A 20806-nucleotide genomic window follows, 5' to 3' on the forward strand; every position below is an offset into this window, starting at 1 on the left:
GTCGAGGTGCCTGACGCGTGGACGGGTCAGGGCGCGATGCTGACGATGCGCCAGTGACGCGACCGCTCGTACTGCCGGCTGAGCCGCGCGAACGTCCCTCCCGTGCGCAGCAGTTCGGCGGGCGTACCGGCCTCCACGACCCGGCCCCCGTCGAGCGAGACCACGTGATCCGCCGTGGCCAGGGTGGCGGGACGGTGGGCGATCACGATCACCGTGCGGGCGGGGTCGTCACCGAGATTGGAGATGGCCTGGGTGATCGCGGCCTCGTTCTCGGGGTCGAGCGCGGAGCTGGCCTCGTCGACGAGCACGATCCGGGCCCGCTTGAGCATCGCCCGCGCGATCGCCACCCGCTGGCGCTCACCGCCCGACAACTGGGCGCCGGCCTCGCCCACCCGGGTGTGCCAGCCCTCCGGCAGCCGCTCGATCACCTCGTCGAGCCGCGCCGCGGCGGCCACCTCCCGCAGCTCGTCCCATGTCGCCTCCGGATGTGCGAGGCGCAGGTTGTTCTCGATGGTGTCGTCGAACAGATAGACGTCCTGGAAGACGATGGCGATCTCGTCGAGCAGGACACCCGGGTCGAGTTCCCGGACATCGGTGCCGCCGACCCGTACCTGGCCCGCGTCGATGTCGAAGAAGCGCGCGATGAGCCGGGTCACCGTCGTCTTCCCGGAGCCCGAGGGCCCGACCAGCGCGGTGGTGGTGCCCGGCCGGCAGCGCAGCGACACGTCACGCAACGCGGGGCTGTCACCGCCCGGATAGGTGAAGTCGACGTGCGAGAACTCGACCTCGGCCGTCTCGATCCCGCGCACCGGCTCGGTCGGCACGGGCAGGGTGGGGGTCGCCAGCAGTTCCTCGATGCGCACGATCTGGTTGCGCAGCGCGCGCAGTGCCCCGATGAGGTCGATCAGGTTGCCGAGCGGCTCCAGGAAGCGGGCGGCCAGTACGAGCAGCGCGATCGCCTCGGCGACCCCGACGCGCCCGGTGAGCATCAGCTGCGCGGCCAGCGCGAGCACCGCGACGAACCCGCCCATGATCACGCCGGTGTACACGAAGAACGGCTGCCTGGCGCGGCGCATGCCGTCGCGGTAGGTCTCGCGGTGGTCCTCCAGCGCGGCCCGCATCCGGGGTGTGCCGTCGGCATGGCCCGCGGCCCGCAGGACGGGCTGGGCCTGGCCGAGCTCGATCGCCCGGCTGGCGACCCCGGTCGCCGCCCGCTCCAGCTCGATCTCCGCGATCTCCGCGATCCGCGCGGCCCGCCGCAGCGCCGCGTAGGCGACCAGCGCGATCACGCACAGCAGCAGTGCCATCCGCCAGTCGACCGCGAACGTCACGGCGACGACCGTCGCGGGCAGCAGGGTCGAGGTGATCACGGGGCCGCCGATCGTCACGGCGAGATGCGCGGCGTTGCCCACGTCCGCGGTCACCCCCCGCGCCAGCCGCGCCTTGTGCTCGGCGGTGAACCAGCCCAGCGTCAGGGTGCTCACATGGCGCATCAGCCGGCGGCGCAGTTGCGCCGCGAGCGCTCCCGCAGCCGCGAATCCCACCGGGGTGGCGATGATGCTCAGCACCGCGTACATGGCGGCGCCGCACGCGCCGACCACCAGCCACGGCGTGGCGGCGGCGAGATCGGGCTCGGGCCGTACGACGGCGTCCAGGACCGGGACGAGCAGGGCGAGCATCAGCCCTTGCAGGACGGCCTGGGCCGCGGTGAGAAGCCAGAGCCGGGCCAGCAGCCGCGGATTCGGCCACAGTCGGTACAGACGGCGGATCATGCGAGTACACCTTCCTGCGCGGCCCACATCCGGGCGTACAGCCCGTCGCGGGCGAGCAGCTCGTCGTGGCGGCCCCGTTCGGCCAGCCGTCCGTTGTCGAGTACGAGGATCTGGTCGGCGCCGGCGATGGTGTGCAGCCGGTGGGCGATCACGATCACCGTCTTGCCGGTCGCCAGGGTGGCGAGCGCGTCCTGGACCGCCGACTCGCTGTCGGCGTCCAGCGCGGCCGTCGCCTCGTCGAGGACGACGATCGGCGCGCCGGACAGGATCGCCCGCGCGATGGTCAGCCGCTGGCGCTCACCACCGGACAGACTGCCGCCGCCCGCGTCGAGCAGCGTGTCGTACCCGTCGGGCAGTTGCTCGATCACCTCGTGGATGTGCGCGGCGGCCGCCGCCCGGCGGACCTCTTCGTCGGTGGCCCCCGGCCTGCCGATGCGGATGTTCTCCGCGACGCTGTCGCGCAGCAGCGCGACATCCTGGAACACCAGCGACATCGACGCCAGCAGCTCGGCGGACGGGATCGAGCGCACATCGACGCCGCCGATCCGGACCGCTCCGTCCGACACGTCGTAGAAGCGCGGCAGCAGGCTCGCGAGGGTGCTCTTCCCGGCGCCCGACGGCCCCACGATCGCGGTGACCTGGCCCGGCGCGCAGACGGCGCTGATCTTGTCGACCGCGGTGGTCACCCCGTCGTAGGAGAACGAGACACGGTCGAACTCGACGCCGTGACCGGACGGTGCCCGGGGAAGCTCGGGCTCGGGCAGCGGCGGACGGGCCAGCAGCCGCTCGATGTTGGCCGCGCCCATCCGGCCCTTGCGCACGCCCTGGGAGGCGGTCACGGCCGGGAGGATGGAGTTCGGCATGCCGACCGCGACGACGAGGAACGCCACGAGGTCCGCGACGCCGAGCGACCCGTGGTCGACGAACGCCAGCCCGGCGGCCGTCATCGCGGTGAGGACGGCCATCTCCGAACCGAACAGCCGTGCCGCCGCCGAGCTGTAGCGCACCTCGGCGACCCATGCCGCGAACGCCTGGGTGTGCTCGTCCACGGCGTCGTCGAAGCGGCGCAGGACGCGGCCCCCGGTGCCGAACGTCTTGACCACCTGGATTCCGTCGGCGTACTCCACACTGGCCGCGCTGATCCGCGCGTCGGCGGCGGTCAGCCGGTTCATATGGGTCGTCATGGAGCGCATGGAGACGCGGAAGCAGACCGCCATCAGGCCCAGTACGCCCAGCGCGATCAGTGTCATCCGGACATCGACGAAGAACAGATAGCCCGTCCCGACGGCCATCACCGTGACCGCTCCGGTCAACTGCCCCAGGGCGTGCGCGATGACCTCGTGCATCTCCTCCAGGTCGCCCGTCATCGCCCTCTTGACCCGGCCCGAGCCCGCGAGACGGAACCAGCCCAACGGCAGCGCGCCGAGGTGGCGCACGATCCGCACCCGCAGATCGTGCAGGATCGCCGCGTCGGCGTAGTGCCCCACCCGGGAGGACTGCACCAGCAGCACCAGCCACACGCTGGCACCCGCCGCACCGATACCGACCCAGGTCCAGATGGCCGAGTGCGCCCCGGTGGGGTCTTCGAGCATGATCCGCGCGATCTCGGCGACGGCGATGTAGGGCACGATGCCCGCCGCCGCGCTCAGGGACGAGAGGACCGCGCAGATCACGAGATGGGTCCGGATCGGTGCGAGCAACCGCGCCAGAGCGCCGGATTTCGCGAGTCCCGCGGACGGGTCGGCCTCCTGGTAGGACCGCGAGGTGTCGACCGCTGGTGCGTCTGGTGTCGTGCTCATGCCTCTTCCTCCCCGGGGGCCGCCGGCACCGTCGCCGGTCGTACGGCCCCATGGATCTCGACGCAGCCTCCACCGTCACCCTGGGGTGCGGTAAGGCATGCCTAACCTCACCTCAATCTTGAGTCTTCAAGGTCACTTGATGTCAAATGAGCGCATGAGCGATCCAGTCGGTGTCTCGATCGGCCAGGCGGCGGCCCTCTACGGCCTCGCGCCGTCGACCCTGCGATGGTGGGAGTCGCAGCACGTGCTCCCCGAACCCCCGCGCGTCAACGGGCGACGGACCTACACCGAGACCGAACTCCGCCGCATCGGTCTGGCGTATCTGTGCTGCGTGGTCGGCACGATGCCGCTCGACCAGGCCGCCGTCGTGACCGCCGGTGGCAGGAACCAGCACTGGCAGCGCACGGTGAAGGGCCAGGCCGGGCTGATCGAGGAGAAGATCAGGCAGTTGCGGAGCGCGCACGCGTATCTGCTGCACCTGCTGGGATGCCCGGACGACGACATCGTCGGCCAATGCCCGGACCTCGACGGCGAACTGATTGACCACACACCACGCGGGCGCGTCGCCACCCCCGGACTCGTCGCCGCGGCGCAGTCCATCCCCCGCCGTGGGGCGGGCCGTGGCAAGCGTGATGAAATGCCGCCGCCCCGTGACGAAACCCCGGCGACGGTCTCCGTTCGCTGCGATGTCTGTGCGGGCCCCGTCCCCCAACCGGCGCGGGGCCGCCGCCGCAAGTACTGCTCACGCGCCTGCCAGCAACGGCGCTACCGCCAGAACACGGCCCGGCCCCCGGCCCGCTGACCGGCGACCATCTGACGGGCGACCACCCGACGGGCGACTCCCGCCGAACGGCGGACCGGCCGCCCCGGTGAGGGGACGGCCGCACCGTGACCGCCGCGACCCCGCTGCCCGCTACCGACAACGGGCGTACCCGCACGCACCGAAGGCCCGGTGGGCGTGGGTGATCGACCACGCCCACCGGGCCTTCGGCCGCGGCGGGTGCTCCCTACCGGAAGGCGGGCAGTCCGGTCATGGCCTGGCCGATGACGAGCTTGTGCATCTCCGGGGTGCCCTCGTACGTCAGGACCGACTCCAGGTTGGCCATATGGCGGATCACCGGGTACTCCAGCGAGATCCCGTTGGCGCCCAGGACCGTGCGGGCGCTGCGGCAGATGTCGAGCGCCTTGTTCACGTTGTTGAGCTTGCCCATGCTGACCTGCTCGGGGCGCAGACCCGGACCGTCCTTGCGCCGTCCCAGATGCAGGGCGAGCAGGGTGCCGCACGTCAGCTCCACCGCCATATGGGCCAGCTTCTCCTGGGTGAGCTGGAAGCCCGCGATCGCCTTGCCGAACTGCGTGCGCTGCCCCGCGTACTCCAGGGCTGCCGCCAGCGAACTGCGTGCGGCACCCATCGCGCCCCAGACGATGCCGTAGCGCGCCTCGTTCAGACAGGACAGCGGGCCGCGCAGCCCCCGCACCTCCGGCAGCATCGCGTCCCCGGGCAACCGGACCCCGTCCAGGACGAGTTCACTGGTGACCGACGCCCGCAGCGACAGCTTGTGCTTGATCAGCGGGGCGGAGAAACCGGGGGTGTCGGTCGGCACCACGAAGCCGCGCACCCCTTCCTCGGCCCGGGCCCACACCACCGCCACATCCGCGACGGAACCGTTGGTGATCCACATCTTGCGGCCGTCGAGGACCCAGTCACCGCCGTCCCGGACGGCGCGGGTGAGCATCCCGGCCGGATCGGAGCCGTGGTCGGGCTCGGTCAGGCCGAAACAGCCGATCGCCTCACCGGCGGCCATGGGCGGCAGCCAGCGCCGCTTCTGCTCCTCGCTGCCGTGCTGCCGGATCGCGTACATCGCCAGCGAGCCCTGGACACTGACCAGGGAACGGATGCCCGAGTCGCTGGCCTCCAACTCCATACAGGCGAGCCCGTAGTCGACGGCGCTCATCCCGGCGCAGCCGTAGCCCTCCAGATGCATACCGAGCAGGCCGAGACCGCCGAGTTCCTTGGCGAGTTCCCGGATGGCGGGCAGCTCGCCCTTCTCGAACCATTCGGCGACATAGGGGTCCACGGCCGTGTCGCAGACCTGCCGGACGGCCGCCCGGACCGCCTTCTCCTCGGGGCTGAGCATGTCGTCGATGCCCGCCAGGTCGAGCGGATCGGACTTGGCGCGGACGGCGCCGGACGTTCTGCCGGATGCGGTGGACATGGGTCCTGCCTTTCGGACGCGGAGCTGGGCCGGTGGTCGGGTACGGGGACGGGCGGTGCGGTGCGGCGGCGGTCCCGGAGGTTCGGGAGGGCGGCGGAGGCGGGTCAGCCGCTGCTGGGAAGCGGCTCACCTCCCGGTCCGGCGAGCCAGGCGCGTACCGCGTCGCCGTGCTCGTCCAGCCGGGGCGGTGGCGAGGGTTCGCGGACCGGCCCGGTGGAGTACGTGACCGGGTGCCGGACCGTGGGCGTCCCCCCGCCGGGCGGGGTCACGGTGGGGGACAGGCCCAGCTCCTCGGCGAGCGCGAATCCGTCGGCGATCGTGCCGACCCTCCCGGCCGGGACACCCGCCCCGGTGAGCCGTGTCTGCCAGTCGGCGGCGTCGCCGTGCGCGAGACGTTCCTCCAGCGCCGCCACCAGCTCCTCGCGGTGCCCGACCCGGGCGGCGTTCGTACGGAACCGCGCGTCGTCCGCCAGTGCCGCCGCGCCGAGCGCGGTGGCCAGCCGGGCGAACTGGCCGTCGTTGCCGCAGGCGACCGCCAGCAGTCCGTCACGGCAGCGCAGCGTCTCGTAAGGGGCGATGGAGGGATGGCGATTGCCCATCCGCCCTGGCGGCCGGCCGGTCTCCAGGAAGCCCTGGGCCTGGTTCACCAGGGAGCCCAGCAGGCTGGACAGCAGATCGACCTCCACCCGGCAGCCGCGTCCGGTCCGGGCCCGGCCCGCCAGCGCCGCGAGGACACCGATCACGGCGTCCTTGCCGGTCAGTACGTCGACCAGCGCCACACCGGCCTTCGCCGGGTCGCCGTCCGCCTCGCCCGTGACGCTCATCAGTCCGCCGACGGCCTGGACGACGAAGTCGTAACCCAGCAGCCCGGCACCCGCGCCACCGCCGAACCCGGTGATCGAGCAGTACACGACCCCGGGATTGACGGCGGACACCCGCTCGTAGCCGAGACCCAGCCGGTCCAGTGAGCCGGTACGGAAGTTCTCCACCACCACATCGGCGCGGTGGGCCAGTTCCTGCCCGAGCGCGCGGTCGGTGTCGTCGGTCAGATCGAGGGCGATGCCCAGCTTGGAGCGGTTGACGCTGTCGAAGTACGTCGTGGACGTGGCCGACCAGGGCGGCCCCCACGCCCGGGTGTCGTCGCCGGAACCGGGCCGCTCCACCTTGACGACCGTCGCCCCCAGATCCGCCAGGGTCATCGTGCACAGCGGCCCGGCCAGCACCCGGCTGAAGTCCGCGACCAGTATCCCGTCCAGCGGCCCGCTCACGCCCCGGCCCCCGTCCCGGCGGGAGCCGCCGCCACCGGCACCCCGTCCAGCCGCCGGACCACATGCCAGGGATTGCCGTCGCGCAGCGCCTCGGGCAGGGCCGCCCGCGGCACGTTCTGATAGGCGACCGGCCGGGTGAAGCGGTCCAGCGCCCCCGCCCCGACACTGGTGGCGTCCGGCCTGCTGGTCGCGGGCCAGGGACCGCCGTGCTGCTGCGCCCAGGAGGTCGCCACCCCTGTCGGCCAGCCGTCGACGACCACCCGCCCGGTGCGCCCTGCCAGACGCTCCACGAGCCACGGCAGGTCGGGGTCCGCCGGGCCGCAGGAGATCACGGAGGCGGCGAGCGACGGCTGGAGCGTGTCCAGCGCCTCGCGCAGACCGGCCGTGCCGTCGTACTCCACGACCAGTGCCACCGGGCCGAAGCACTCCGCCAGCAGCCGTGAGCCGGGCCGCAGCGCCCGCGCGGGTGCGGACAGGACCGTCGGCGCGGCGGCGAACCCCTCCTCGGACGGCGCCACGGTGGCCACCCGCTCCGCCCCCGCGGCCAGCAGATCGGCGACACCCCGCCGGTACGCCTCGGCGATCCCCTCGGTCAGCAGCCACCCGGGCCGTACGCCCTTCAGCGCCGCCGCGACCGCCTCCGCCGCGCCGCTGCCCGCGGGGGCCAGCAGCAGACCGGGTTTGGTGCAGAACTGGCCCTGCCCCAGGGTGAACGACCCGGTGAAGCCGTCCGCCGCGGCCGTCAGCCCGGCCCGGTCAGCGGCCGCGGCGGGGGTCAGAACCGCCGGATTGACGGTCCCCATCTCGGCGAAGACGGGCACCGGTACCGGACGGCGGGCCGCCCGCTCGACGAGCGCGGTGCCGCCGCTCTGCGAACCGGTGAAGGCCACGGCCGCCACTTCGGGCGCGTCCACCAGGGCGAGTCCCGTGTCGAAGCCGGTGACCAGGGCGAACGCCCCCGCCGGAGCCCCCGCGCCACGCAGCGCGGCCGAGACCAGCGCGCCGAGCCGCGCGCTGAGCAGGGGATGCGCGGGGTGCGCCTTGACCAGTACGGGGCACCCGGCGGCCAGGCCGGACGCGGTGTCGTGCCCGGCGACCCCGAACGCGAACGGGAAGTTCCCCGCGCCGAACACCGCCACCGGGCCCAGCGGCCGGTTGATCCGCCGCAGCTCCACCGAACCGGTCGTCGCCGGTCCGTCGATCCGGACACCGAGCCAGCCGCCCTCCACGGCGACCGACCCGTAGAAACGGGACTGCGCGGCCGCGCGGCCCACCTCACCGCGCAACCGGTCCGTGCCCAGCGCGGTCTCGGCCTCGGCGAGCGCGGTCAGCTCATCGGTGTGCTCCACCAGCGCGTCCGCGACGGCCGTGAGCCACGCCGCCCGTACGGCGGGGGCGGTCGCGGCGACCTCGTGCGCGTCCCGCGCGGCGGCGGCGAGCAGGGCGGACAGCTCCGCGGGCGCGGTGGCGGGCGGCCCGGCGGTCGCGGCGCCTGTGCGCGGATCACGGCTCACCTCGGCCCCGGGCTCCGCACCGCGATTCACCTCGGCCGGGGGGACAGCAGCAGGGGACATCGGGGACGTCCTTCCATGGGCGGGTCGCTGGTGCTGTCGAAACTAGGTGCCGAAGGCCCTGGAAATCCCTGTACGTTCCATCCGAGAATGGCCGGAAGCTGTGCGAAGCGCACAGCACCCGACACCGGGAGAGCCCCATGCCCGCGCTCGACGACCTCGTACGCCTGCTGGGGGCCGACCTCGAACCCGTCACCCCCGCGCTCGCGCCCCCGCTGGACATCACCGGCGTCCACGTCAGCGAGCTGACCGACCCGACGCCCTATCTCACCGGCGGGGAACTCCTGCTCACCACCGGTATGGGGCTCACCGGCCAGACGGCGCAGGCCCGCGCGTACACCGCGCGGCTGGCGGCCCGCGGTGTCGCCGCGCTCGGCATCGGGCTCGGGCCCGTGCACACCACCGTCCCCGGGACCCTCGTCGAGGCGTGCGAGAGCGCCGGGCTGCCGCTGTGCGCGGTTCCCGCCCCCACCCCGTTCCTGACCATCGCGCGCACCTACTGGTCACTGACCGCCGCCGCCGGGCACGAGCAGCTGAGCGCCGCTCTCGGCGCGCACCGCGAACTGATCCGCTCGGCGGCCGGACCCGACCCCGTCCGTGCCGTGGTGCGCACCCTCGCCGACGCGGTGGAGGGCTGGGCGGCCCAGCTCACCCCGCAGGGCGAGGTGGTGGCGGTCTGGCCGCGCGAGCACCGCTCCAGCGCCCGGCGGATCGCCGCGGAGGTCGCCCGGCTGCGGGTGGCGGGCCCGCACTCCTCCGCGACGTTCCCGCTGGGGGACGACGATGTCGTGCTGCATCCGCTGACCGGACGCGGGCCGCTGAGCGGCTTCGTCGCCACCGGCTGCCCCCGCCCCATGAAGGCCCCCGACAGACAGCTCGTCCTGACCGCGTGCGCGCTGCTCGCCCTCCAGAGCGAACAGCGGCGCCGGGGTGTCGCGGCGGCACGCACCGCGCGCGCCTGTGTGGCCCGGCTGGTGCTGAGCGGCCATCTCGACGCGGCCCGGTCCCTGGGCGCCGACCTCGGTCTGCCCGCGATCCCCGCCCGGGTCCGGCTGTTCGCCGTGGCCGGGCTCACCGGCGGTGCCGACGAGGTGCTCGACGTACTCGAACCGGCGGTCGGCCCCGGCAGGCAACTGCTGGCCGTGGCCGAGCCGGACGAGCTCTGGGTCCTGGCCGGACCGGACGACACACAGGCGCTGCGGGCCGCCGTGCGGCGGCTGACCACGGAACGGCTTCCCGGCGCCAGGGCCGTGCTGGGCCTTCCGGCCGCCGCGGCCGAGCTGCACCGGCAGCTCCCGGCGCTCAGCCGCACCCTGGCCGCTGTCCCGCCGGGCACCTCGCGCGACCTGGCCGACGACGGCACTGCCGCGGCTCCCTCGCTGGACCCGGTCCTCGGCTACCGGCGCGCCGATCTGGCCGGTGCCGTCGTCGCATATCTGCGCCATCGGGGCCACTGGGAGCGCGCCGCCGCCGACCTCGGTGTCCACCGCAACACGCTGCGGAACCGCATCGCGACCGCCGCCCGGCTGATGGAAGCGGACCTCGACGACCCGGACACGGCGAGCCGCACCTGGCTGGCCCTCCGGGCGGCCGGCCTCGCCTGACGGGCCGTCGTCAGCGGGCGGAACAGCCGTGACCCACGGTGGGCCCCGGCCCGCAGACCGCCGACCGGTGGTGCGGACCGGCCCGGGACCCGGGTGGCGTCGCGATCGCCACCCGGGTCAGGGGTGACTCAGAGGGTGGACTTGAACAGCAGCCGGTTCGGGGTACCGCTGACATTGCCGCGGATCGCGTTGGCCGTGCTGTTGCTGATGATCCAGTTGTTGACCGTGGTGCTCGGGGCGTCGCCGTTGACCGCCTTGTAGAGCGCCGCCACCCCGGCCACGTGCGGCGCGGCCATCGACGTACCGCTCATGGTGGTGGTGCCGCCACCGGCCCGGGCGGAGACGATGTTCACCCCGGGGGCGTAGAGGTCGGTGCACCGGCCGTAGTTGCTGAATCCGGCCTTGGAGTCGCCGGAGTCCGAAGCCGCGATCGCCAGGGCGTCCTGAGCGCTCGCCGGGGAGTAGTTGCAGGCGTCCTGATTGTTGTTCATCGCCGAGATCGTGGTGTGCACCCCGGAGCGGGCCAGGGCGGTGGCCGCGTTGTTGAGGGCGGTGGAGAATCCGCCGCCGAGGGAGGCGTTGGCGACCGCGGGCTTCACCGCGTTCTGCCGGACCCAGTCGAATCCCGCGATGATGGCGGAGTTGGCGCCGCTGTTCTGGCAGTTGAGCACCCGCACCCCGCGCAGCTGCACCCCCTTCGCCACCCCGTACGTCGAGCCGCCGATAGTGCCCGCGACATGGGTGCCGTGACCGTTGCAGTCCCGGCCGTTGCCGCCGAGGGCGTCGAAGGCGCTACGGGCCCGGCCGCCGAACTCCGGGTGGGTCGCGTCGATACCCGAGTCGATGACGTACGCGGTGACACCGGCACCCGTGCTGCCGTAGTTGTACTTGTTGTCACGTCCGCTGCGCTGGTCTATCCGGTCCAGACCGTAGGACGGGTTGTTCTGCGTCGCGGTGCTGGTGACGATCTGGTCCTCCTCGATGGCGAGGACACGCGCGTCACCACGCAACGCCTTCAGCTGGCCGGGCGTCAGCTCCGCGGCGAAGCCGTTGATGACCTTGTCGTACACGTACGCGGTGTCGATCGACCGCTTCTCCGCGATGCCGGTCGGGTCGGCGCCGGACTTGAGGGTGACGATGTAGCGTCCCTTGATCTCCTTGCCGGCCGGAGCTTCGGCGACCTTGACCGCCGGGGTCGGATCGGCCACCGGGGCGGCCGAGCCGACCCCCGGTATCAGGGTCAGCGGGACGGCGAGACCTATCGCTCCGACGGTGAGGACGCCGAGGTGGGTTCTGCGCATGTGGAGGGTGCACCTTTCTGGGTCCGGCCGCACTGTGCCGCGGGCCGGGTGTGTACGGAGCGCACCCCGTTCATCCGGACGTGGGGTCCGGGCCGCGTGACGCGGGACGGGGCGGCGGGAGGTGGCACGTCCCACTGCGTGAGCGACGCGGTGAGCGACCGCGCGGCGCACGGACCGAGCGGGGTGGAGGGCCACCGGTGCCGGATCGCCTGTGCCCATCGCAGGACCCCCGGCCACCCGGCACGGAACGTCCACGGGCGGGATCACCGCCCGCCGGAGCACCGTTGCCGCCGGGTGTGCCGACAACATACCGGCGTCAACCATGTGTTGACCCGGCCGAAACAGGCGTGACCCTTTGCGGACACGGCGGCCCCCGGCCCCGGCCGAACGCGAGGGCCCTGACCAAGGGATCTGCCTCCGTTAGTGTTCGGGCCATGGCCGTCGACGAGTCGCCCACGAACGCCGCTGCCGCGCACGGGAGCGCGCCCGCCTCCTCCGGGTCCGCGCCGGACGGGGCGGCGCCGGGCGGGACCGGGGCGGACGCCGGGGACGGGCCGGGGACAGCCGGGGGAAGGGCCGCCCGACGGGAGCGCAACCGCGGCGGTGACGCCTTGGACGTCCTCCCCGGGGACATCCTGGACTGGCTCACCGCGCGGCGGCTCGTCGACCGGGACCGGCGGCACGCGAACTCACCGGAGCGGGTGCTCCATGAACTGGTCGCCGAGCAGCGCCGCCAACTCGGCCAGTTCCACCGCGGTCTGGACGCCGTCCAGGGCCTGCTGCGTCTGGTGGCCGACCCTCAGACGTCCGGACGCATGACCGTCGAGGCCGAGTACTTCACCGACCGCGCCCGGCTCCGCCAGCGTCTGTACGACCTGGACGTCCTGTGCCAGGGCGAACTCCTCTGCATGCGCGGCACCTTCCCCGAGCCCGAGGATCTGGCGGACAGCCTGGAGGCGGACCTGGCGATGCTCGCCCGCGGCGTCACGATCCGGCTGCTCGTCTCGGCCGGTGCCGCGCGCAGGCCCGGTGCCTCCCGCTTCCTGACCGCGCTGTCCGACCACGGCGCGGAGATCCGGCTCGCCGCCGCCGTGCCCCTCCAGCTCAACATCGTCGACCGCCGGACGACCGTCCTCGCGCTGCACCTCGCCGAGGACGGGACCGGACCGCCCGAGGACATCCTGTTCCACAGCACCCGGCTCGCCCTGTGCTTCGCCCGGGTCTTCGAGCACCACTGGGACGTCTCGCTGCCCTACGGGAGGGAGACGGGCCGCGGCGAACCGGCCGAGGAGTGGACCCCGAGGGAGCGGGAGATACTGGCCCTCCTCGCCTCCGGCGCCAAGGACGAGGCGATCGCGCGCCGACTGGGCTGCTCGGAGCGCACCCTGCGCCGACTGCTCGCCGCCCTGGTCCGCAGACTCGGCGCCGAGAGCCGCTTCGCGGCGGGGGTGCGCGCGGCCCGGCTCGGCCTGCTGGACGGCTCCTGACACAGCCACGACGCGCCCGCTTCCCGTCCGCGTGACCGCGCCCGGCGACGATGATCACCAGTGCCGTCCCGATACGCGGAGCCCGACCTATGAGGCGAAGAGGCGTCGAACCTGTAGAAATGCGACATGGCAGTGTCAAGGGGCTCGTCCACTCCGCAGGAGCACACCCATGACTCCGGTGCCGCTCGTGACCAAGGCCCGCGCGGACGCTCGGTCCTCGGGGTGCGCAGCGTCGTCGGTCAGATGTTCGTCCTGCAACTCGTCGTCGTGGTGCTGCTGGCCGCCGGAGCCGTCGCACTGCTGCTGCTCCTCGCCCAGCGGGAGAGCGAGCAGGAGGCCGCCAGCCGCTCGCTCGCCGTCGCCCAGGGCTTCGCCAACTCCCCGGGTGTCGCTCCCGCCCTTGAGTCGTCCGATCCCACGGCCCTGCTCCAGCCCGGCGCCGAAGCCGCCCGGAAGGGCTCGGACGTGGACTTCGTGGTCGTCGTGGGACGCGACGGCCTGCGCTACACCCATCCCCTTCCGGACCGTATCGGCAAGCCCAGCTCCCGGGACATCACCCCGCTCCTCGCCGGACACACGGTCGTCGAGGAGCGGGTGGGCACGCTCGGGCCGCAGATCCGGGCCTACGTCCCCGTCAGGAACCGCGGCGGGACCGTGGTCGGTGCCGTCGGTGCGGGCGTCACCATCGCCGAGGTCAGCAGCGCCGCCGCCGACCAGTTGCCGCTGGTCATCGGCGGCGTCGTCGGTGCGGTGGCCGTCTCCACGGCCGGCGCGGCCCTGCTCAGCAGACGGCTGCTGCGCCAGACACACGGACTCGGCCCGGCCGAGATCACCCGTCTGTACGACCACCACGACGCCGTGCTCCACGCGGTCAAGGAAGGCGTGGTCATCGTCGACCGGGAGCGAAGGCTGGTCCTGGCCAACGACGAGGCCCAGCGGCTGCTCGAACTCCCGCCGGGCTCCGAAGGCCGGAAGGTGACGGACCTCGGTCTCTCCGGCGGCGTCGCCGAACTCCTGTCGTCGGGCCGGGCCGTCGCCGACGAGATGCACGAGGCGGGCGGACGGCTGCTGGCGGTCAACCAGCGCCCCACCTCGCGCCACGGCCCGGACGGCAGCGTCGCCACCCTGCGCGACTCCACCGAACTGCTCGCCCTCTCCAGCAGCGCCGACGCGGCACGGCGCCGGCTGGGGGTGCTCTACGACGCCTCCGTACATGTCGGAACCACCCTGGAAGTCCCGCGCACCGCCCAGGAACTCGCCGAGACCGCCGTACCCCGGTTCGCCGACTTCGCCACCGTCGACCTGGCGGAACCCGTCCTGCGCGGCGACGAGCTCCAGGGCACCGAACGGGTCCTGCGGCGCACCGCCGTCACGGGCGTCCGGGACGACCACCCGCTCTATCCCCGGGGGCGGCTGATCCGGCTCGTGAGCTCCACCCCCCAGGCGCAGGGGCTCTCCAGCGGCCGTGCCGTCGTCGAACCCGATCTGCGCCGGGCCGCGGGCTGGCACGCCCAGGACCCCGAGCGCGCGCGGCGCATCGTCGACTACGGCATCCATTCCCTGATCAGCGCCCCGCTCTCGGCGCGCGGGGTGGTGCTGGGCGTGGCCAGCTTCTGGCGTTCGGAGAAGCCCGAACCGTTCGAGGACGACGATCTCGCCCTCGCCGAGGAACTCACCGCACGGGCGGCGGTCTGCATCGACAACGCCCGCCGGTACACCAAGGAGCACTCCGTGGCCGTGACGTTGCAGCGCAGCCTCATGCCCCGCGGTCTGCCCGTCCAGACCGCCATGGAGGTGGCGACCCGCTATCTGCCCGCCCAGGCGGGGGTCGGAGGCGACTGGTTCGACGTCATCCCCCTGCCCGGCGCCCGGGTCGCCCTCGTCGTCGGCGATGTGGTCGGCCACGGGCTGCACGCCGCCGCCACCATGGGGCGGCTGCGGACAGCCGTGCACAACTTCTCCTCCCTCGACCTCGCCCCGGACGAGATCCTCAGCCATCTGGACGAGCTGGTGGAGCAGATGGACCAGGACCGGACCACCGACGAACAGAGCCACGACGTCACCGGCGCGACCTGCCTGTACGCCGTCTACGACCCGATCACCGGAAGCTGCTCCCTGGCCGCCGCGGGACACCCCCCACCGCTCGTGGCCCTCCCCGACGGCACGGCGTACTACCCCCGGCTCTCCCCCTCACCGCCTCTGGGAGCGGGCGGCGGGCTCCCGGTGGAGAGCACCCAGATCCAGCTGCCCGAGGGAGCCCGGCTCATCCTCTACACCGACGGCCTGGTCGAGGACCGGCGCCGCGACATCGACGCGGGGCTCGCCCTCCTGCGGACCGCCGTCACGGGCAGGGCGGGCCTCGGACCGGAGGAGACCTGCCAGGAGATCCTCGACGCCATGCTGCCCGAGGACCCGGGCGACGACATCGCCCTGATGGTGGCCCGCACCCGCCCGCTGGACCCGGACTCGGTGGCGCAGTGGGAGGTGCCGTCCGACCCCGCGGCCGTCGCCGTGACCCGCAACGCGTGCGCGCGCCAGTTGGCGGCCTGGGGCCTCGACGACATCGCCTTCACCGCCGAACTGATCCTCAGCGAACTCATCACCAACGCCATCCGCTACGCCACTCAGCCCATCACCGTACGGCTGATCCACGGCGCCGGTCTCATCTGCGAGGTCTCCGACGGCAGCAGCACCGCCCCGCATCTGCGCCGCGCCGCGCTGACCGACGAGGGCGGACGCGGCCTGTTCCTCGTGGCCCAGCTGGCCGACCGGTGGGGCACCCGCTACACCGCCACCGGCAAGGTGCTGTGGACGGAACAGGCGATCCACCCCACGGGAACCCCGCCGGCCGTCTTCGACGACCTGCTCGGCCTGGACGACATCTGACGCGGACCCCGACCCCGGCGGCCCGATGGGACCGTCCGGGGGACGAGAACCGCGCCCGGTCCGACAGTGCCTCCGCCGCAGCCGCCGGCAACGCCGCTTCCGACACCGCCGGACCCGCCACGCCGATCCGCCCGTGGGCCGTCACCCGTCACCCGTCGACCGGAACGCCGGACCGGGGCGCCGTCACGACCACCCGCCGCTCAGCACTTCTCGTTCTCGTAGTACTCGGCCTGCGCGATCCCCTCGTTCTCGCCCCGGCCGGCCGAACCGTCCGCCAGGTCGACGCCCACGGCTTCCGCCCCTGTCGCCTCGATCTCCCGGCAGATCCGCTTCCGCTGCGCGGGCCCGATCGCCTCCCACGCGACATCCCAGACGGCCTTGTCGGTGTGCGTGGGCTCGTACGCCAGGATCTCGTCCTTGTGCTCCGTGAGTACGGCGGCCACGGCCTCCCGGTACTCGGCGGCCGTCAGGGCCTCGCACTCGGGTTCCCCGGACACGTCCCGGACGTCGTCGGCCTGGTAGGCGCGGTCGAGGAGGGCCTGACAGTCCTCGAAGTCGTGGACTGGTGAGGGCATGGGGGCCGGGCTGGTGGTTCTCAGCGGCAGGATCGTGGTCTTGTCGGGGCCGTCGTTGCCGCATGCGGCAAGCGTCGAGAGCAGTAGCGCGGCGATCGTGGCGACGGCGGTGCGGGTGTCCATGGTCCCCCCCAGGGATTGGCGTGGGGCCATCATCGAGCGGGGCATGCCCAGGGGTGGGTGGAGTGCCCGTTTCGTGACCCGCGAAATCCCTGCTCGTCGCCGGTGCGAGGCGGGTCCGGACGACTGGTGTTACGGACGTGGCCACTGGGACGCAGCCATGTGCGGGTGACGAAGAACGGGGGAGGGTGGGGAGGGTCCGTCCCCGCGGCGAACCGGCATCACCCATGAGCCGAAAGGGCTGCCGGAGGCGGGGACAGGGGGTTCAGCTTTCGCGGTGCGCCGCTGTGCCCCGGTCCGCGCGTTCGAGGATCGCCGCGATGACTTCGCTCTTCGCGTCGGCGTAGTGCTGCATGTACGTCCATGTCCGCCGTGCGAGGTCCCGCTTGGTCCGGGCGTAGAGGTCCCGTTCATCGGTATGGGTGCGCAGCCAGTCGCGGAACAGGAGCATACGGGCGATCTCGGGGCAGCCGGTGGAGAGCACATGCAGATTGGCCGACTCGGCGCCGGGGGCGGGAGCGGGCTTGCGCAGGACGCGATGCTCGTACCAGTCGGGCTCCCGGATCGCGAGCGTGTAACCGATGGCCTCCAGGGCGGGCACGTAGGCGGACTCGTCCGCCGAGTCCGGGACGATCAGCAGGATGTCGATGACCGGTTTGGCGGGCAGCCCGGGTACCGAGGTGGAACCGGTGTGCTCGACCTGGTGGGGCAGTCCGTCCAGCCCTTCGCTCATCCGGGCGGCTTCCTCCTCGAACCCCGTGGCCCATTCGGGGGTGTACTCCTTCAGTTGGACAGCGCTGTCGAGCCGAGGAGCTGATTCGAGGTTCGCCGCTTCGATCTCCTCGTCGGTCATCGGGACACGAGGAATCTCCTGCTCGTGTCGTTCCTGATCCGTCATGGCTGTTCGTCCCGTCTCGATGGTTCGGCAACTTCACTGGATCAGAGGGTAATTGCTCCATGCGCCGCCGACGGACGCCGTCGTTCCGGCACGCGAGACGGACCGGACCGGACGGTTCGTGCCGGTGTCCGCCGCCCCCGCCCGGCAGCGCGCGGCGGTCGGCCGGGCTGCCCGCCGCCTTGCCCCGTCCGTGCGACGGCACGGGAGTGGCTGTCCGTCGCATGTCCCCGACGGGCCACCCTTGACAGGCGGCGGGGTGGCTGGATTACTGGGCGTGGCGCACGGTGACCGAATGGTCGGTCGGGTCGTTGGCGCGGACCGTCGGTCCGACGGGGGAGCGGCGACCCGGGGGAGACCGGGTGCCCCGGGGCCCGGCGGGAGACACCGCGGCGCGTGGTGAAAGGTACGGCGGTGACCAGGACACCGGGCACGACGACGAAGGAGTCGCGATGAGCAGCGAACCGACGGCCTCGGCGACCCCGGGCCGCCCGTCCGGCGGCAAGCGGGGCGAGGTGATTCCTCCCGGACTGCTGGACGACGCCGAGCGGCTGACCCGTCGGCAGCTGGAGGAACTCCAGCTCGACCGGCTGCGGTCCACGCTGCGCCACGCCTACGACAACGTCGAGCTGTACCGCGCGAAGTTCGACGAGGCCGGGACAGGGCCCGGCGACTGCCGTTCCCTCGGTGACCTGTCCCGCTTCCCCTTCACCACGAAGGCCGATCTGCGGGACACCTATCCGTTCGGGATGTTCGCCGTCCCGATGGCCGATGTCCGGCGCGTGCACGCCTCCAGCGGCACCACCGGCCGCCCCACCGTCGTGGGATACACGGACAACGACCTCTCCGTCTGGGCGGATGTGATGGCCCGTTCCATCCGGGCGGCCGGTGGCCGCCCCGGCCACAAGGCGCACATCTCCTACGGCTACGGCCTGTTCACCGGAGGTCTCGGCGCGCACTACGGGGCCGAGCGGGCCGGATGCACCGTGATCCCGGCCTCCGGCGGTATGACGGCACGCCAGGTGCGGATCATCCAGGACTTCCGGCCCGAGATCATCATGATCACCCCGTCCTACATGCTCACCTTGCTCGACGAGTTCGAGAAGCAGGGGATCGATCCGCGTACCAGCTCCCTGGAGGTGGGAATCTTCGGCGCGGAGCCGTGGACGGAGGAGATGCGCCGCGAGATCGAGGAACGCGCGGGCATCCACGCCGTCGACATATACGGTCTGTCCGAGGTGATCGGTCCCGGCGTCGCGCAGGAGTGCGTGGAGACCAAGGACGGACTGCATGTGTGGGAGGACCACTTCTACCCCGAGGTGGTCGACCCGCTCACCGGCGCGGTGCTCCCCGACGGCGAGGAAGGCGAACTCGTCCTCACCTCGCTCACCAAGGAGGCGCTGCCGGTCGTCCGCTACCGCACCCGCGACCTGACCCGGCTGCTGCCCGGCACCGCAAGGCCCGCCTTCCGCCGGATCGAGAAGATCACCGGCCGCTGCGACGACATGATCATCCTGCGCGGGGTGAACGTCTTCCCCAGCCAGATCGAGGAGATCGTGCTGCGCACCCCCGGCGTCGCACCGCACTTCCGGATCGAGCTGACCCGCCGGGACCGGATGGACCATATGACCGTCCTGGTCGAGGCGCGGCCCCAGGCCGGCCCCGGGCAGCGGGAGGCCGCCGCCCGGTCCATCGTCCAAGGGGTGAAGGACGGGGTGGGAGTCACCGTCGAGGCGCGGATCGTCCCGCCCGAGACCCTGGAGCGCTCGCTCGGGAAGCTCCGCCGGGTCAAGGACCTCCGCGGGGAGTGACCGGCGCGGACGGTGTCCGGTGAGGGGCATGACCTCCGCGGGGAGTGATTACCGGCGCCCGGATGCCGGACCTGGACCGTGCGGATGCCGGACCGCCCGCATGCCGGAGCGGCTGAGCCGGACCGCCCGGGCACCGGAACAGCGCATGCCCCGCACCTCCCGACGGCGGCGCCGCGAACGGCCCCTACCCGGAAACGACCCGGGAACGACCGGGGCGTGCCCAGCCCGACCTGTGTAATGGAGGAGCGAACGGGCTTGTGACGTGGTGAGCGCGGGTGACACTGTTGCCGCCATGGCGCACTCCTTTCCCTTGCCCGAACACGGGGCGGTACTGGCGGAGGTGCGGATGGTGAGACGGGCCGGGGTCGTGGGACTGCGCTCGCTCAGCACTCCCGAGCTCTCCCGGATCGTGCACCGGCCGGGTCACTCCGGGACCGCGACGGGTCCCGCCACGGTGGAGCAGTTGCTGCGGACCGCCGTCGCGGGCATCGGCGGGGGCACCTTGCAGACCGCCGCCGAGTACAGTCTGGGGCTCGCCGCGGGCACCCGGGACTGGCCGGCCGCCGACCGCCGGCGCCGGGCCGCGCAGGTGTACGGGGTCAGCATCGAACGGTTCCGCAAGCACCACGAGTTGATGGTGCTGGGCCAGATCGCGGAGCGCATCCTCCTCATCGCCGCCACAGACACAGACACAGACACAGCCACCGCGTCCGTGACCGGAACGGCCCCCGCGGACGGGCAACGCCCCGATCCCGGCGCCGTACCGGTGGCGCTCCCCGGACTCGCCGCCTCGCACCGCACGCTCCATCCGCTCGTGCACGGCCGCCGCACCACCGTGACGGTGCACACCCACTCGGTGGACCTGCTGCGGGACATCGACGTCGTGGTCTCGCCGTGCAACACCTACTTCGCGCTGCCCGCGCCCTTCAAGTCGTCGGTCGCCGCCACCCTGCGACGCGCGGGGGCACGCAAGGACCCTACGGGGGGACTCGTCGAGGACTCCGTCCACGACGAGTTGTGGGGGTGGGCCGCCCGGAACGGAATGCCGGGCCGGGCGGCCCTGCCGGGAACCGTCGCCGCCACCTCGGCCGGCGCACTGGGCGAACAGGGGATACGACGGCTGTACCACGCGGCCGTGGCCGTCCCGCGTCCCGACAGCAACGACTACGACGTCCCGCCCACGGTGGTCACCCGCTCCGTGGCCGCCGCCTTCGCCCTCCTCGCCCGGGAGGCCGACGACCACGACCCGCCGCTGCGTTCCCTCTGTCTGCCGCTCCTCGGCGCCGGTCGCGGTGGCCTCTCACCGCTGGAGAGCTTCGGTGCGCTGTGGCCCGCGGTCGAGGCGGAACTGGCGCGCGGAGCGCCGTGGCAGGTCCACTTCGTGATGCGTAGGCACGCCAACGCGGATCTTGTGGAACGACTTCTCACCGGACCGCCGGGCAGGACCCACCAGTGACCCGCCGATGACCTGCCGGTGACCCACCGATGAACGACCCACCAG

At 72.8% G+C, this 20806-nt stretch carries 14 protein-coding genes; 6 read left to right on the forward strand and 8 right to left on the reverse strand.

All coding sequences use genetic code 11. From position 1 onward, the window contains the following. Positions 1 to 26: 26 nt before the first annotated feature. Together OG711_RS36365 and OG711_RS36370 are read right to left on the reverse strand one after the other, a co-directional pair. Positions 27 to 1772: an ABC transporter ATP-binding protein gene (locus OG711_RS36365; RefSeq protein ID WP_329563049.1), complete on the reverse strand. Its 1746-nt coding sequence runs from the start codon at positions 1770 to 1772 to the stop codon at positions 27 to 29. Continuing rightward, a complete protein-coding gene (locus tag OG711_RS36370; protein ID WP_329563050.1) occupies positions 1769 to 3571 on the reverse strand; it encodes an ABC transporter ATP-binding protein in 1803 nt (600 codons plus the stop codon). Before OG711_RS36370 ends, OG711_RS36365 begins: the two co-directional genes overlap by 4 nt. Positions 3572 to 3725: 154 nt before the next feature. Here OG711_RS36370 and OG711_RS36375 point away from each other — a divergent pair, with 154 nt between their 5' ends. Then, on the forward strand, positions 3726 to 4373 hold the full coding sequence (locus OG711_RS36375) for a helix-turn-helix domain-containing protein (protein WP_329563051.1): 648 nt from the start codon (positions 3726 to 3728) through the stop codon (positions 4371 to 4373). A gap of 205 nt (positions 4374 to 4578) precedes the next feature. Here OG711_RS36375 and OG711_RS36380 read toward each other — a convergent pair whose 3' ends face one another. The 3 genes from OG711_RS36380 to OG711_RS36390 form a co-directional block, all read right to left on the reverse strand. Beyond that, positions 4579 to 5787, reverse strand: a complete 1209-nt coding sequence (locus OG711_RS36380; protein WP_073788526.1) for an acyl-CoA dehydrogenase family protein — start codon at positions 5785 to 5787, stop codon at positions 4579 to 4581. Positions 5788 to 5891: 104 nt separating this feature from the next. Further along, on the reverse strand, positions 5892 to 7055 hold the full coding sequence (locus OG711_RS36385) for a CaiB/BaiF CoA transferase family protein (RefSeq protein WP_329563052.1): 1164 nt from the start codon (positions 7053 to 7055) through the stop codon (positions 5892 to 5894). Further along, positions 7052 to 8629 carry an aldehyde dehydrogenase family protein gene (locus tag OG711_RS36390; protein WP_329563054.1) on the reverse strand — a complete coding sequence of 526 codons (1578 nt, stop codon included), beginning with the start codon at positions 8627 to 8629 and terminating at the stop codon, positions 7052 to 7054. The genes OG711_RS36385 and OG711_RS36390 overlap by 4 nt, the downstream gene beginning before the upstream one ends. Before the next feature lie 137 nt (positions 8630 to 8766). Here OG711_RS36390 and OG711_RS36395 point away from each other — a divergent pair, with 137 nt between their 5' ends. After that, positions 8767 to 10230 carry a PucR family transcriptional regulator gene (locus OG711_RS36395; RefSeq protein WP_329563056.1) on the forward strand — a complete coding sequence of 488 codons (1464 nt, stop codon included), beginning with the start codon at positions 8767 to 8769 and terminating at the stop codon, positions 10228 to 10230. A 128-nt stretch (positions 10231 to 10358) separates the two neighbouring features. On the opposite strand, the gene OG711_RS36400 is transcribed toward OG711_RS36395, so the two are convergent. Beyond that, positions 10359 to 11531, reverse strand: a complete 1173-nt coding sequence (locus tag OG711_RS36400) for a S8 family peptidase (RefSeq protein WP_073788517.1) — start codon at positions 11529 to 11531, stop codon at positions 10359 to 10361. A gap of 434 nt (positions 11532 to 11965) precedes the next feature. Between OG711_RS36400 and OG711_RS36405 the strand changes: the two genes are divergently transcribed. Both OG711_RS36405 and OG711_RS36410 read left to right on the forward strand, forming a co-directional pair. Next, positions 11966 to 13018 carry a helix-turn-helix transcriptional regulator gene (locus OG711_RS36405; protein WP_329563058.1) on the forward strand — a complete coding sequence of 351 codons (1053 nt, stop codon included), beginning with the start codon at positions 11966 to 11968 and terminating at the stop codon, positions 13016 to 13018. 126 nt (positions 13019 to 13144) lie between these two features. Next, positions 13145 to 15904: a SpoIIE family protein phosphatase gene (locus tag OG711_RS36410; RefSeq protein ID WP_405674564.1), complete on the forward strand. Its 2760-nt coding sequence runs from the start codon at positions 13145 to 13147 to the stop codon at positions 15902 to 15904. Positions 15905 to 16104: 200 nt separating this feature from the next. Here OG711_RS36410 and OG711_RS36415 read toward each other — a convergent pair whose 3' ends face one another. After that, a complete protein-coding gene (locus OG711_RS36415) occupies positions 16105 to 16602 on the reverse strand; it encodes a hypothetical protein (RefSeq protein ID WP_073788513.1) in 498 nt (165 codons plus the stop codon). A gap of 262 nt (positions 16603 to 16864) precedes the next feature. After that, positions 16865 to 17497, reverse strand: a complete 633-nt coding sequence (locus tag OG711_RS36420; protein ID WP_329563061.1) for a GrpB family protein — start codon at positions 17495 to 17497, stop codon at positions 16865 to 16867. A gap of 449 nt (positions 17498 to 17946) precedes the next feature. On the opposite strand from OG711_RS36420, the gene paaK reads away from it, so the two are divergent. Together paaK and OG711_RS36430 are read left to right on the forward strand one after the other, a co-directional pair. Further along, entirely contained in the window at positions 17947 to 19305 is a 1359-nt protein-coding gene (gene paaK, locus OG711_RS36425) for a phenylacetate--CoA ligase PaaK (protein WP_329563063.1), read from the forward strand. Positions 19306 to 19597: 292 nt separating this feature from the next. Continuing rightward, the gene (locus OG711_RS36430) at positions 19598 to 20761 is read left to right on the forward strand and encodes a macro domain-containing protein (RefSeq protein ID WP_329563064.1); all 1164 of its coding nucleotides are present in this window, start codon (positions 19598 to 19600) and stop codon (positions 20759 to 20761) included. Positions 20762 to 20806: the final 45 nt, after the last annotated feature.

This window comes from Streptomyces uncialis (assembly GCF_036250755.1).
GTDB classification, from domain to species: Bacteria; Actinomycetota; Actinomycetes; order Streptomycetales; family Streptomycetaceae; genus Streptomyces; species Streptomyces uncialis.